The sequence below is a fragment of the Pleomorphomonas sp. T1.2MG-36 genome, from assembly GCF_950100655.1.
Classification (GTDB): domain Bacteria; phylum Pseudomonadota; class Alphaproteobacteria; order Rhizobiales; family Pleomorphomonadaceae; genus Pleomorphomonas.
On record NZ_CATNLY010000001.1, the window covers coordinates 891,058 to 902,856 of the forward strand.

An 11,799-nucleotide genomic window follows, 5' to 3' on the forward strand; every position below is an offset into this window, starting at 1 on the left:
GATGGCGGCGATCCTGCCCGAGGATTGCGATGGCGCGAAGACCGACCTGTGGCGGCCTTGCGGCTTTTCCGAAGGCAATCCGGGCTTCTGCGCTTGACAGGATCGCCCGTCGCGGCGACCTATCGCCAATCTCAGGAGAGACCACGGCCCGCCATGATCCACTACAACCTGCACTGCGCCGCCTGCGGCCACGACTTCGACGACTGGTTCGGCGGCAATGCCGACTGGGAGGCCAGAAAGGCCGACTATGCCTGCCCCGCCTGCGGCACCGCGCGGGTGGAGAAGGCGCTGATGGCGCCCAGCCTCGGCGCCGCCAAGGCGGCCTTCGCGGCCGAGCCGGCTTGCAATCCGTCGGCCTGCGCCAACCCCGGCTGCCCGATGGCCGCCGGGTTCTAAGGCAGTTTCAGCAAAAACGGGAACCGATTTTGCGGCCGAAATTGCAGGGATGCCAGTAGCTAGGGCGGCTCAGGCCACCATCAGCGGCGGCTTGAACAGGCCCTTCGGCGACAGCGTGAAGATCTCGCAGCCGGTATCGGTCACGCCGACGGCGTGCTCGAACTGGGCCGACAGCGAACGGTCGCGCGTCACGGCGGTCCAGCCGTCGGACAGAACCTTCACATGCGGCCGGCCGAGATTGACCATCGGTTCGATGGTGAAGATCATGCCCGGCTTCAGCACGGGTCCCTCGCCCTTGCGGCCATAGTGCAGGATGTTCGGGGTGTCGTGGAACAACTTGCCGACGCCGTGGCCGCAGAAGTCGCGCACCACCGAGCAGCGCTCGCCCTCGACATAACGCTGGATGGCCTCGCCGATGTCGCCGGTGGTGTTGCCCGGACGGACGGCTGCGATGCCGCGCATGAGCGATTCATGCGTCACTTCGATCAGCCGCTCGGCGGCGCGCTTGATGGCGCCGACGCCATACATGCGCGAAGAATCGCCGTGCCAGCCGTCGACGATGAAGGTGACGTCGATGTTGACGATCTCGCCTTCGCGCAGCGGCTTCTCGTCGGGAATGCCGTGGCAGACCACGTGGTTGATCGAGGTGCAGACCGACTTGGTGTAGCCGCGATAGTAGATGGTGGCCGGCAGGGCGCCATGGTCGCGGCCATAGCCATAGACGAAGTCGTCGATCGCCTGCGTGGTGACGCCGGGCTTGACGAAATCGACGAGCTCGTCGAGGCAGGACGCCGTCAACTGGCAGGCCTTGCGCATGCCGTCGAAGTCGGCAGCGTTGTAAAGGCGAATGTCTCCGGTGTTGCGCAGCGGAGCGACCGCCGCGTCGACGTAATTGATCATCGGATCAACCAACCTGTATCTGGCATTGGAAGCCGTGCGGCTTCGCGTTTTCGTCGTCATATACCCAAGCGCCGCGAGAAGTACATGCTCACAGCGCATTCTGTCAGAAATCGCTCCGGATTTCGATTCCCCTCGGGGTGACATCGGCATGAACAGCAAGCATCTCCACGCCGGCGGCGCGCGCCGTGGCCGCCGCTTCGGCATAGACGGGGTCGATATCGGCGGCGATCTCGAAGCGGTCGCAGTCGCCGCGCTGGATCAGGTAGAGAAGCACGGCCCGGGCACCCGCGCCGACCATGGCGGCAAGTTCGCCAAGATGCTTGGCGCCGCGTGCGGTGACGGCGTCGGGAAACTCCGCGACGCCTGAACGGCGCGACAGGGTGACCGACTTCACCTCGACATAGCAGGGCGGGCGCCCCTCGCCTTCGAGCAGCATATCGACGCGGCTTCGCGTGCCGTAGGCCACCTCTCGCCGCAGCGTCCCATAGCCGACCAGCGCCGGCACCTGTCCCGCCACGATCGCCTCGGCGACGATGCGGTTGGACAGGCCGGTATCGATGCCGACCAGCACGCCGTCCACCTCAACGAGTTGCCAGCTCCAGGCGAGCTTGCGCTTCGGATCGTTCGAACGGGCGAGATAGACACGGGCGCCGGGTGTCGCGAGCCCGAGCATCGAACCCGAGTTGGCGACATGAGCCGTCACTTCCTCGCCGTCGTCGAGACGACAGTCGGCGAGGAAGCGCTTGTAACGACGGACAAGGCGGCCGGGCACCAGGGGAACGGGAAAAAGCATGGCGCCTTGTTCGCCGTTCCCAAGACCGCCGTCAAGGCGCGGCCTGCGCCTCCACCTCCGTCGACGCGGAGGCCGACGGTGCGATGTGGTCGAGGATGTCCCTGGCCACCGGCTTGTAGTCGTCGTTGAAGTGATGACCGCCGGGATGGACCAGCAGGCTGAAGCCCTTGTCCTTCGGCAGGCGGGTGCAGGCGGTCTCGTCGTCTTCGCTGCCGTAGATGCACTGCACCTTGGCAGGTTCGACCTTCAGGAGGTCCGGCAGCGTCGATGGCCCGTTCGGGTCGGTCTTGCCGCCGAGGATGCCGGAGACCTGGATCTCGAACTGGCGGGCTCCGGTGTAGGCGAGCAACGAGACGAGATCGACGCTGGCCTTGCGGTCGTCGGGCAACGCCTCATAGATCGCCGGCAGCGCATCGGCGCCGAACGAGTAGCCGACGAGCGCCACCTTGTGGACGTTCCACTTCTTGGCATAGGTATCGATCACCTTTGCAAGGTCGCCGGCGGCGTCGGCGGGATCCACGTCGTTCCAGAAGTAGCGCAGCGAGTCGATGCCGACGACCGGCACGCCCGCCTTGGCGAGATAGCCGCCGATCTCGGCGTCGATGTCGCGCCAGCCGCCGTCGCCGGAGTAAATGATCGCCAGCGTGTCATGCTTGGGAACGGCGGGCACCAGGGTGATCGGAATGCCGGCAAGCGGCGAACCGCTGTCGTCCGCGCTGGTGAGTTGCTCCAGCAGCGCGCCGTCGAGCGTCCGGCCGGGGCCCTTGACGCTCTTGGCGGTGGCGATGGCAAACCCCGAGCCGATCAGTTCGTCCACGTGCGCGGCGCCCACCGGATCGGCGTTGCGGGTCATGTAGACGTCGATGGGGTCGGGAAGGTGCCCCTTCTGCAGCTCGTAGACCCATCCGTTGCCGTCGGCGGCCTTGACGTGCCGTGCCTCGCTGCACAGCTCCTTGCGCAGCGGCAGCGCAGCGTGCGGATCGACGGCGATGGTGCGGCCGATCGTCGCGTCCGGCGACTGGGCGGCCAGCGCCAGGGCGAAGGTGCCGCCCAGGCCGGAGCCGGCAATCATCGGAGAATGGTAGCTGTCGACGTCCAGCACGCGCTGGATGTTCTGGCTGACCTGCTCCATGTCGGAAACGAAGTAGACGCAGTCGTCGGGAAGCTTTTCCGCCTTGGCGAAGGTGGCCGGCGTGTCGATACCGACGACGACGGCGCCGCTCGCCGCATAGCGACGGGCCTTCACGCGGTCCCAGAAGCCATATCCCTCGCCACCCGACAGCAGGTAGACGAGACCGGTCGGCTCGGTGCGCGGCACGATCACCTCGGCGATGCCGAGCGTATCCGTCCGTTCGGCCGGCAGATGCGGGAAGAGGTAGAGGAAGGCACCCGTCGCGAGGCCGGCGACCGTGAGGATGCCGACCATGACGAACAATATCAGTCGCTTCATTTGGAAACGGCTCCCTTGAGGCCGCCGGAGATGATGAACGTCACGTCGGCAAGCGCCAGAAGCGGATTGAGACCGCCGGCCACCGCCATATAACGCTGCCGCCAGACCGGATCGAACTTGGTCTTGAAGGCGCGCAGGCCATGAAAGTTGTAGAAGGCGTTGCCATGCTCGAAGGCGGCGCGGCCAAGCTTGTGCCAGAGCGGCGCCATCGGGCTGTCGGACAGGCCCGCGAGCGGCGCCATGCCAAGGCTGAAATCGCGAAAACCTGCCGCCTTGAAGTGCAGGAGAACGCGGGTGAACAGCAGTTCCATGGTGCCGTTGGGCGACTTCGGCGTGAACCGCATCAGGTCGATGGCCGCCTCCTGGCCATCGCCGGAGACCATCAGCGTCGCAAAGGCGAAGATGCGCCCTACCCGCTTCAGCACCGCCACCGGCTGCGACGCCACGTAGTCGGTCTCGAAGGCACCGAGCGAGAAGGTCTTTTCGCGTGCCTTGCGTGCCTTCAGCCAGCTCGCCGACACGGCGACGAGCTCGTCCATGATCGCCGGCACCGCCTCCGGCGGCACCACCTCGAACACGATGCCGTCGCGCTCGGCCTTGTTGATGGCGTTGCGCAGGTTGCCGCGCCGGGTGCCCTTGATGTCGAAGGCGGCGAGATCGACAACGGCTTCCTCGCCGAGCTTGAAGGCGGAAAGACCGGCATCGGCGTAAAGCGACAGGCTTTCCGCCGGCACCTGGTAGAACACGGCACGGCCGCCATGGGCGCGGGCCATCTCGATGAAGCGCCAGGCAAGCTCGCGCTGCCCCGCCTCGGGGCCGACCGGATCGCCGAGCGATATCCATGAGCGGCCGCGCTTGGCGTACATCAGGAAGGCTGCGCCGTCGTCGGAGAACATCAGGTTCTTGTCGCCCATCCGCACGAGGTTGGCCGACGCATGGCCGGCACTCGCCAGGATGGCGACGGCGCGGGCAAGGTCGTCCGAGTTGGCCGGCTCGATGCGGCCGGACGGCGGCCGGATCAACAACCAGGTGGCGACGGCGGCGGTGGCGAGCCCGATGCCGACGGCGGCGCGCAACGAGCGCGGCGCGGCGGCCGACATCTCGAACTGCCACCAGAGATCGTGGCTGTAGGGCACTTCCTTGTAGACGAAGAACAGGATGCCAAGGGCGAGCGCCAGGATCGAGGCGATGCAGAGCCACCAGGCCGGACTGAGCCGGTCGTGCAGCAGCGACGCCGGACGATTGTAGAGATGCCGGCTGGACACCAGCCCGACGATCAGGATCGCCATCAGGATCGCTTCGCCGACGGCCAGCGCCTTGAGAAGCCCCAGCGGGATCGACAGGGCCGTCAGCGACAGCGTCAGCCACCACGCACCGTCGAGCCGATGAACGAGACCGCGCCCAGCCACCAGCAGGAAGACGCCGATCACCGAGCCAACGAAATGGGCGCCCTCGACCAGCGGCAGCGGAAAGAAGGACGACATCAGGTCGAGACGGGTATCGGCCGGCGGGGTCACGCCTGAAAACACCAGCATGGCGCCGAGCACCATCGCAAGGGTGCCGAGCATGACCGGGGCGATGCCGGACACTGCCGCCATCAGCGCGGGGCTCGCCATGGTGGCCCGGCGGGCCTCGCTGACGATCATCGCCACCACCGCCACCACGAGCGGAACCACATAGTAGACGATGCGGTAGATGAGCAGCGCCGAGATCACGCCATCGATCGGCAGCCGGGTACCGAGCGCACCGACGACGATGGTCTCGAATATGCCGACGCCGCCCGGCAGATGGCTGAGCACGCCGGCGCCGACCGCCACCGAGAACACGGCGAGCACCACCAGGAAGGAAACGTCGCCATCGGGCAGCAGAACGTACAGCACGGCGGCGGCGCAGATGACATCCACCGACGTGGCAAGGAGCTGCGAGATGACGTCGCGGACGTCGGGCAGCGCCACGGCGCGGCCGAACACCGTCACCCTGCCGCGTCGCAGGGCGGCAAGCAGCAGCACCGCACCGACGCCGGCCAACGCCAGAAGACCGATGCCGCGCACCGTGGCGCCGGACATGCCGATCAGAGAGGCGAGGTCCGGCCCGGCGATGGTCAGCCCGAGGCCCGCCACGAAGGCGAGGCCGAAACCGAAGGCGGCGGCGACATAGGCCACCACCTTGGCGATCGCTTCGGGCTCAAGGCCAAACGGCGAATAGAAGCGATAGCGGACGGACCCGCCGGTCAGCGGGCCGAAGCCGGCGATGTTGCCGACGGCATAGGCGCAGAAGCTTGCCAGCGCCACCAGCCGATAGGGCAGCCGAGCCCCGGCGAACCGAAGCGCATGCACATCGTAGATGGACAGCGCCAGAAAACTGCCGGCCGTGAACATAAGGGCCAGCCCGATGCGCGACCACGGGGTGTCGTCGATGGCTTCGATCAGATCGTCGTAGACGACGTTCGACAGCAGGCGGGACAGCGCCAGAACCGACAGCCCGACGATGAGAAGCGCGACCACCGCGACGATAAACGGCTTCAGCCGCGCAAGGCGATGGACGTGAACGGCGGGGATGGCGGCGGACTCCGAGGGCAATGCGGCGGGCATGATGGACCTGAGAAGGACAAAAGCCGGGCGGACGGCCCTGCAATGGGCGCCTTATCTTGCTCGATTGCGTCAATCCGGCGGCGAACACGACGCCCAAACTTTAATTCCGCGTAATGTTCGCGATTGTCTCCGCGACGGGAATCCCCGACAAACGGAAACAGCGATTCCAAAGGCGCAGACATCCATGACAAATCAGTCCCCGACCGCCGCCGTTCTCGTCATCGGCGACGAGATCCTTTCCGGCCGCACCCGCGACAGCAACTCCGGCCACATCGCCGCCTTCCTTACCGAAATCGGCATCGACCTCAGGGAAGTCCGCGTCGTTCCCGACGAGCAGGATCGCATCGTGGCCGCCCTCGACGAGCTGAGGACGGCCTACACTTACGTCTTCACCACCGGCGGCATCGGCCCGACCCACGACGACATAACCGCCGACGCGGTGGCCAAGGCGTTCGGCGTGGCCATCGAGCATCACCCCGACGCCGTCGAGATCCTGCGTCAGCACTATGTGACGCCGGAAGAGCTGACCGAGGCGCGTCTGCGCATGGCTCGCGTCCCGGTGGGCGCGACGCTGATCGACAACCCCGTTTCCAAGGCGCCGGGCTTCCACATCGGCAACGTGTTCGTCATGGCCGGTGTGCCCAAGATCATGCAGGCGATGCTGCTCAACGTCGAAAAGGAGCTGGTCGGCGGCGTCCCGGTGCAGTCGGTCACCGTCGACTGTCCGTTCGGCGAGGGCGTGATCGGCTCGGCGCTCGGCGAGGTGGCCAAGGCCCATCCGCTGGTCTCCATCGGCAGCTATCCGATCCTGGCGGCCCGCAACTTCTCGACCAAGCTGGTGATCCGCTCGCGCGATCCGATGGCCCTTGCAGCCGCCACGGCGGCGGTGGAAGCGATGCTGGCGACCATCACCCGCGACAAAGCCGGGGATAGCACTCTCACAGACTATTGAAACGGACGCGAAACAGGCATTTGAGAAAGCCCTACGCACGATCAGGATGAGGATCGCACCATGTCTCCGCAAGACGCCCAACCGCTCGCTCCCAAGGCGTTCCCGGTCTCCTGGGATCAGTTCCATCGCGACGCCCGGGCGCTTGCCTGGCGGCTCGCCGGCCTTGGCACCTGGAAGGCCATCGTCTGCATCACGCGCGGCGGCCTGGTGCCGGCGGCCATCGTGGCGCGCGAACTCAACATCCGCGTCATCGAGACGGTCGGCATCGCCTCCTATCACGACTATACGTCGCAGGGCGAACTGCAGATCATCAAGGAGGTCAGCCCCGACGTCGTCAGCCTCGACGGCGGCGAAGGCGCCGGTGTGCTGATCATCGACGACCTCGTCGACACCGGCAAGACCGCCCGCATGGTGCGCGACATGCTGCCGAAGGCACATTTCGCCACCGTCTACGCTAAGCCCAAGGGCCGGCCGCTGGTCGATACCTTCATCACCGAAGTCAGCCAGGACACGTGGATCTACTTCCCCTGGGACCTGGGTTTTGCCTTCCAGCCGCCGATTTCCCGTCAGGGCAACGACTGATCTGCCAAAATTTTATTCACCATGTAAATAACTGATTCGCCAAAGTTTAGGTCGGATGTACCCATTTGCGGTTGTCCGGCCCAAATTGGCGCGGCCTGATTCTCGCCGCATTTTTCCCTGTTTTGAGCCTCCGTCGCTGATCGCCGGTAACCTTCGGTGGTCCCTATGGAGGCTTGTCCGCGCTGCCAACGCGGTTCAAACAGGATTGACTGCATGCAATTCAAAACAAGCGCGAGATGCGCTTTTTTCACGGCCGCCATGGCGGTCGCGTTTTTTCACCAGGCAGCGCCCGCGCTGGCTCAATGCGGCAAGGCGTCCTGGTACGCCGAACACGGCCGCACCGCGAGCGGCGAACGCATGAACCCGGGGGCTCGCACAGCCGCCCACCGCACCCTGCCTTTCGGTACCCTCGTGGAGGTCGAAAACCTCCGAAACGGTCGCACCGTGGTGGTGCGCATCAATGATCGCGGCCCGTTCATCAAGGGGCGGGTGATCGACCTCGCGCGCGGCGCGGCCACCGAACTCGGCATGGTCAGCTCCGGCACCGCCAGCGTTCGTCTGTCGGTGCTCGACGGCAAGACCAAGCCGCCCGTCAAGATGTGCGGCTGAGAAACTTATCCCGAAGCGGCGCTTCCGATTGCCGACGCGAAGCGCCGCTCCGCCTCCATCCGTTGCTATCAGGGCTTGACCCGTCCGCTTCGGCCAGCAATATCGCCGAGCAATGCGGACGTGGCGAAACTGGTAGACGCAAGGGACTTAAAATCCCTCGGCCTCGGTCATGCGGGTTCGATCCCCGCCGTCCGCACCAATCGGTCTCTACATTCCTTGTGTGAAAAGCGAACCGACCGACCACGTTCGGCGCAGGCATCTTTCAGCGCGTCCAGTCTCCACCAAAGACTTCGTATTTTCCCTCACAGTAAAGATGATTATATTGTACATATAAACCGTTTATATCACCGAACCAAAGACTTAAACGTTTTTAGTTGGCTTGTCTTTCTGCGACCAAAGTCTGATCTAGTCGTCAGGAAATAACCCTCCTGCGGCGGTCGACCTCCCGGCCCCGCGCCAGACCTCGCAACAGAGAGCCCGCCTCAACCGTCCCCCTCGTGGAGACGGACCGGACCCCCATGTCCGGACGAGCCCTCCCCTCGTTCCGACAAGGAGACTGAGATGACCGTCATGAACTTCTCCATCCCCCGCACCATCATTTACGGCGAGGGCTCGCTCTCCAAGCTCGCCGACCTCAAGGGCAAGAAGGCGGCTCTGGTCACCGGCGGCAGCTCCATGAAGCGCTTCGGCTTTCTCGATCAGGCGATCGAGATCCTGAAGAAGGGCGGCATCGAATCCATCGTCATCGACGGCGTCGAGCCCAACCCGTCGGTCGAGACCGTCTGGCGCGGCGCCAAGGCCATGCAGGCGTTCGAGCCGGACTGGATCGTCGCCATCGGTGGCGGCTCGGCGCTCGACGCCGCCAAGGTGATGTGGTGCTTCTACGAGCATCCGAACCTCACCTTCGAGGACATCATCCCGGTCGGCGCCATGCCGCCGCTCAGGAACAAGGCGCGTTTCGTCGCCATTCCCTCGACGTCCGGCACCGCCTCCGAGATCACGGCCTTCTCGGTGATCACCGACACCCAGAACCACATCAAGTACCCGATCGTCGCCGCCGACATGGTGCCTGACATCGCCATCCTCGACCCGGCCCTGCCGATGGTCATGCCGGCCAACGTCACCGCCAACACCGGCATGGACGTCATGTGCCACGCCGTCGAGGCCGTCGCCTCCATCGCCGCCACGTCCTTCACCGACCCCTATGCGGTGGAAGCCATCAAGCTGGTGCTGGAGAACCTCGAGAAGGCCTTCACCACGCCGACCGACAAGACGGCCCGCTTCAACATGCACAACGCCTCGGCGCTGGCCGGCATGGCCTTCACCAATGCCTCGCTCGGCCTCGTGCACTCGATGGCCCATAAGATCGGCGGTGAGTTCGGCGTGACCCATGGCCTCGCCAACGCGATCATGCTGCCCTACATCATCGACTTCAACCGGCAGTTCACCGACAAGTACGCCTATGTGGAGCGGGTGCTCGGCATCAAGGATCTGGCCCAGGCGATCCGCGACCTCAACAAGAAGCTGGCCATCCCCACCACCTTCAAGGACTGCGACGAGGTCGACTTCGACGAGACCAAGTTCAAGAAGGTGCTGAACCGCATGAGCGAGAACGCCTTCGCCGACCCGTGCACGCTGACCAACCCGGGCACGCCCTCGGTGACCGACGTCAAGGCGCTCTACACCGCGGCCTACTACGGCTAAGCCAAACGGCCGACTATCGGGCGGGCGCGGCATCCTGAAATGGGTGCCGCGCCCGCTCCTTTATTTCCGGACATTCAATGTCAAGATTCTATCCCTCCCCCGCATTTTCCCGGATTGCCCGACAGCGGGACGGACGGTAGAAATGATAATCATTTGCAACAAGGATGCGCGGACGCGAATTGCTGCCGCCGAAGCGCTTCCAGATGGTATCGCATCGTCTCCGGGCCTTGCTTGGTTGTTCAAGGGATGGCGGTCGCTGGTCGCGCGGCGTCCGTTCGTCTTCGTCGCCGCGGATCAGTCACTCCTCCTGCGACGGTGGTGCTTCGGCGGTTCCCGCCAAAACGATCGGCTCCCGCGTTGTCCGTGCGGGCGATCGCAGACTTCAGGCCGGGTATCCCATGGATATCCGGTCTTTTCTTTTCCCCTCCCCGCCAGATGACACCGCGCCTGCCGCCGGGCGTCCTTGCACAAATGACGCTTTGGAATCGCAAACCGATGATCTAAACAGAACCGAATTCTGTCCGCATCGGGAGATCCAGATGACCTACTGCGTCGGCATCCTCGTCAAGGAAGGCCTGACGATGATCGCGGACACGCGCACCAACGCCGGTCTCGACAACGTCTCCCAGTACAAGAAGCTGCACATCTTCGAGAAGCCGGGCGACCGCATGATCGCGGTGGCCACCGCCGGCAATCTCGCCATCACCCAGGCGGTCCTGTCCTTCCTCAACGAAGGCATCGAGAACAAGGAAACCGGCCAGACGGAAACCATCTGGACGACGCCCTCAATGTTCAAGACGGCGCAACTGGTCGGCCGCGCCGTGCGCGAGGTCTACCGCATCGACGGCGAGGCGCTGGAACAGTCCAACGCCGGCTTCGAGGTGACCATGCTGGTGGGCGGCCAGGTGGCCAAGGGGCGCCTCCGCCTGTTCATGGTCTACCGGCAGGGCAACTTCATCGAGGCGACGGAAGACACGCCCTTCCTGCAGATCGGCGAGCACAAGTACGGCAAGCCGGTGCTCGACCGCGCCATCACCTTCGCCTCCGACCTCATCGAAGCGGTGAAGCTCGGCCTGATCTCGATGGATTCGACCATGCGCTCGAACCTCGGCGTTGGCATGCCGATCGATCTGGTCACCGTCAAGCGCGATGCCATCGCCCACGACATCCTGCACCGCATCGAGCCGGGCGAGCCCTATTTCCACGACCTGCGCGAACGCTGGAGCGCCGCCCTGCGCGCCGCCTACCGGGCAATCCCGACGCCGCCCTACAAGTGATCAGGCGACGCGCCGGCGCACCTTGGCGAAACGCGACTGTGCCCGGCCGCGCCGGAGCGTCGACACCCGGTCGGTGAAGATGATGCCGTTGGTGTGGTCGACCTCGTGTTGCAGGCAGACGGCGAGATTTCCATCGCCATCGATGGTGCGCTCCCGACCGAAGAGGTCGCTGTAGCGCACGCGGACGCGTGTGGACCGCTCGACCGGAATGCCATAGTCGGGCATCGACAGGCACCCTTCCTCGCCAACCCGCGTCTCTCGCGACGCATAGACGATCTCGGGATTGGCAAGCGCCAAACGCCGGCGAACGCCGGCATCGTCATCGACGTCGATGACGATCAGCCGGAGCGGCACGCCGATCTGGATGGCGGCGAGCCCGGCGCCGACCGCCCGGTCCATGATACCGAACATGCGGTCGGCCAGCGCCCGCAAGTCGTCATCGAATGCCTCGACCGGAGCGGAGGGCTCCTTGAGGCGCGGATCGTCTATCGGGAGAATAGGCTCCTCTGGCATGGCTCGCTCCTGCCGCGCAATGCTCGTTTCCG

The 11,799-nt window shown here is 65.1% G+C and carries 12 protein-coding genes and 1 tRNA gene; 7 read left to right on the forward strand and 6 right to left on the reverse strand.

Going from position 1 to position 11,799, the window contains the following annotated elements; genetic code table 11:
* The first annotated feature begins 153 nt into the window (after nt 1–153).
* The gene (locus QQZ18_RS04145; RefSeq protein ID WP_284538164.1) at nt 154–396 is read left to right on the forward strand and encodes a DUF1178 family protein; all 243 of its coding nucleotides are present in this window, start codon (nt 154–156) and stop codon (nt 394–396) included.
* A gap of 69 nt (nt 397–465) precedes the next feature.
* Here the strand turns inward: QQZ18_RS04145 and map are convergent, their stop codons facing one another.
* The 4 genes from map to mprF form a co-directional block, all read right to left on the reverse strand.
* A complete protein-coding gene (gene map, locus QQZ18_RS04150) occupies nt 466–1,296 on the reverse strand; it encodes a type I methionyl aminopeptidase (RefSeq protein ID WP_284538166.1) in 831 nt (276 codons plus the stop codon).
* Nucleotides 1,297–1,399: 103 nt separating this feature from the next.
* Nucleotides 1,400–2,089, reverse strand: a complete 690-nt coding sequence (sfsA, locus tag QQZ18_RS04155; RefSeq protein WP_284538168.1) for a DNA/RNA nuclease SfsA — start codon at nt 2,087–2,089, stop codon at nt 1,400–1,402.
* 31 nt (nt 2,090–2,120) lie between these two features.
* Nucleotides 2,121–3,539 carry an AcvB/VirJ family lysyl-phosphatidylglycerol hydrolase gene (locus QQZ18_RS04160; protein ID WP_284538169.1) on the reverse strand — a complete coding sequence of 473 codons (1,419 nt, stop codon included), beginning with the start codon at nt 3,537–3,539 and terminating at the stop codon, nt 2,121–2,123.
* On the reverse strand, nt 3,536–6,130 hold the full coding sequence (gene mprF, locus QQZ18_RS04165) for a bifunctional lysylphosphatidylglycerol flippase/synthetase MprF (RefSeq protein WP_284538171.1): 2,595 nt from the start codon (nt 6,128–6,130) through the stop codon (nt 3,536–3,538). The genes QQZ18_RS04160 and mprF overlap by 4 nt, the downstream gene beginning before the upstream one ends.
* A gap of 184 nt (nt 6,131–6,314) precedes the next feature.
* Here mprF and QQZ18_RS04170 point away from each other — a divergent pair, with 184 nt between their 5' ends.
* The gene (locus QQZ18_RS04170) at nt 6,315–7,082 is read left to right on the forward strand and encodes a competence/damage-inducible protein A (protein ID WP_284538173.1); all 768 of its coding nucleotides are present in this window, start codon (nt 6,315–6,317) and stop codon (nt 7,080–7,082) included.
* 60 nt (nt 7,083–7,142) lie between these two features.
* The gene (gene gpt / locus QQZ18_RS04175) at nt 7,143–7,664 is read left to right on the forward strand and encodes a xanthine phosphoribosyltransferase (RefSeq protein ID WP_284538175.1); all 522 of its coding nucleotides are present in this window, start codon (nt 7,143–7,145) and stop codon (nt 7,662–7,664) included.
* Here the strand turns inward: gpt and QQZ18_RS04180 are convergent.
* Entirely contained in the window at nt 7,649–7,924 is a 276-nt protein-coding gene (locus QQZ18_RS04180; RefSeq protein WP_284538177.1) for a hypothetical protein, read from the reverse strand. The two genes, gpt and QQZ18_RS04180, sit on opposite strands and share 16 nt — an antisense overlap.
* Here QQZ18_RS04180 and QQZ18_RS04185 point away from each other — a divergent pair.
* From QQZ18_RS04185 to QQZ18_RS04200, 4 genes are all read left to right on the forward strand, one after another.
* A complete protein-coding gene (locus tag QQZ18_RS04185; RefSeq protein ID WP_284538179.1) occupies nt 7,923–8,273 on the forward strand; it encodes a septal ring lytic transglycosylase RlpA family protein in 351 nt (116 codons plus the stop codon). The two genes, QQZ18_RS04180 and QQZ18_RS04185, sit on opposite strands and share 2 nt — an antisense overlap.
* Before the next feature lie 114 nt (nt 8,274–8,387).
* Nucleotides 8,388–8,472, forward strand: a tRNA-Leu gene (locus QQZ18_RS04190).
* A 362-nt stretch (nt 8,473–8,834) separates the two neighbouring features.
* Entirely contained in the window at nt 8,835–9,977 is a 1,143-nt protein-coding gene (locus tag QQZ18_RS04195) for an iron-containing alcohol dehydrogenase (protein WP_284538181.1), read from the forward strand.
* 539 nt (nt 9,978–10,516) lie between these two features.
* A complete protein-coding gene (locus QQZ18_RS04200) occupies nt 10,517–11,254 on the forward strand; it encodes a peptidase (protein WP_284538183.1) in 738 nt (245 codons plus the stop codon).
* On the opposite strand, the gene def is transcribed toward QQZ18_RS04200, so the two are convergent.
* Nucleotides 11,255–11,767 (reverse strand): peptide deformylase, encoded by a 513-nt coding sequence (gene def, locus QQZ18_RS04205; protein ID WP_284538185.1) that lies wholly within the window; start codon nt 11,765–11,767, stop codon nt 11,255–11,257.
* Between the last annotated feature and the right edge of the window lie 32 nt (nt 11,768–11,799).

What these genes read in the sequence shown, in the direction of transcription:
- QQZ18_RS04145 (WP_284538164.1), top strand. Translation starts at nt 154, where the DNA reads ATGATCCACTACAACCTGCACTGCGCCGCCTGCGGCCACGACTTCGAC.
- map (WP_284538166.1), bottom strand. Translation starts at nt 1,296, where the DNA reads ATGATCAATTACGTCGACGCGGCGGTCGCTCCGCTGCGCAACACCGGA.
- sfsA (WP_284538168.1), bottom strand. Translation starts at nt 2,089, where the DNA reads ATGCTTTTTCCCGTTCCCCTGGTGCCCGGCCGCCTTGTCCGTCGTTAC.
- QQZ18_RS04160 (WP_284538169.1), bottom strand. Translation starts at nt 3,539, where the DNA reads ATGAAGCGACTGATATTGTTCGTCATGGTCGGCATCCTCACGGTCGCC.
- mprF (WP_284538171.1), bottom strand. Translation starts at nt 6,130, where the DNA reads ATGCCCGCCGCATTGCCCTCGGAGTCCGCCGCCATCCCCGCCGTTCAC.
- QQZ18_RS04170 (WP_284538173.1), top strand. Translation starts at nt 6,315, where the DNA reads ATGACAAATCAGTCCCCGACCGCCGCCGTTCTCGTCATCGGCGACGAG.
- gpt (WP_284538175.1), top strand. Translation starts at nt 7,143, where the DNA reads ATGTCTCCGCAAGACGCCCAACCGCTCGCTCCCAAGGCGTTCCCGGTC.
- QQZ18_RS04185 (WP_284538179.1), top strand. Translation starts at nt 7,923, where the DNA reads ATGGCGGTCGCGTTTTTTCACCAGGCAGCGCCCGCGCTGGCTCAATGC.
- QQZ18_RS04180 (WP_284538177.1), bottom strand. Translation starts at nt 7,924, where the DNA reads ATGGCGGCCGTGAAAAAAGCGCATCTCGCGCTTGTTTTGAATTGCATG.
- QQZ18_RS04195 (WP_284538181.1), top strand. Translation starts at nt 8,835, where the DNA reads ATGACCGTCATGAACTTCTCCATCCCCCGCACCATCATTTACGGCGAG.
- QQZ18_RS04200 (WP_284538183.1), top strand. Translation starts at nt 10,517, where the DNA reads ATGACCTACTGCGTCGGCATCCTCGTCAAGGAAGGCCTGACGATGATC.
- def (WP_284538185.1), bottom strand. Translation starts at nt 11,767, where the DNA reads ATGCCAGAGGAGCCTATTCTCCCGATAGACGATCCGCGCCTCAAGGAG.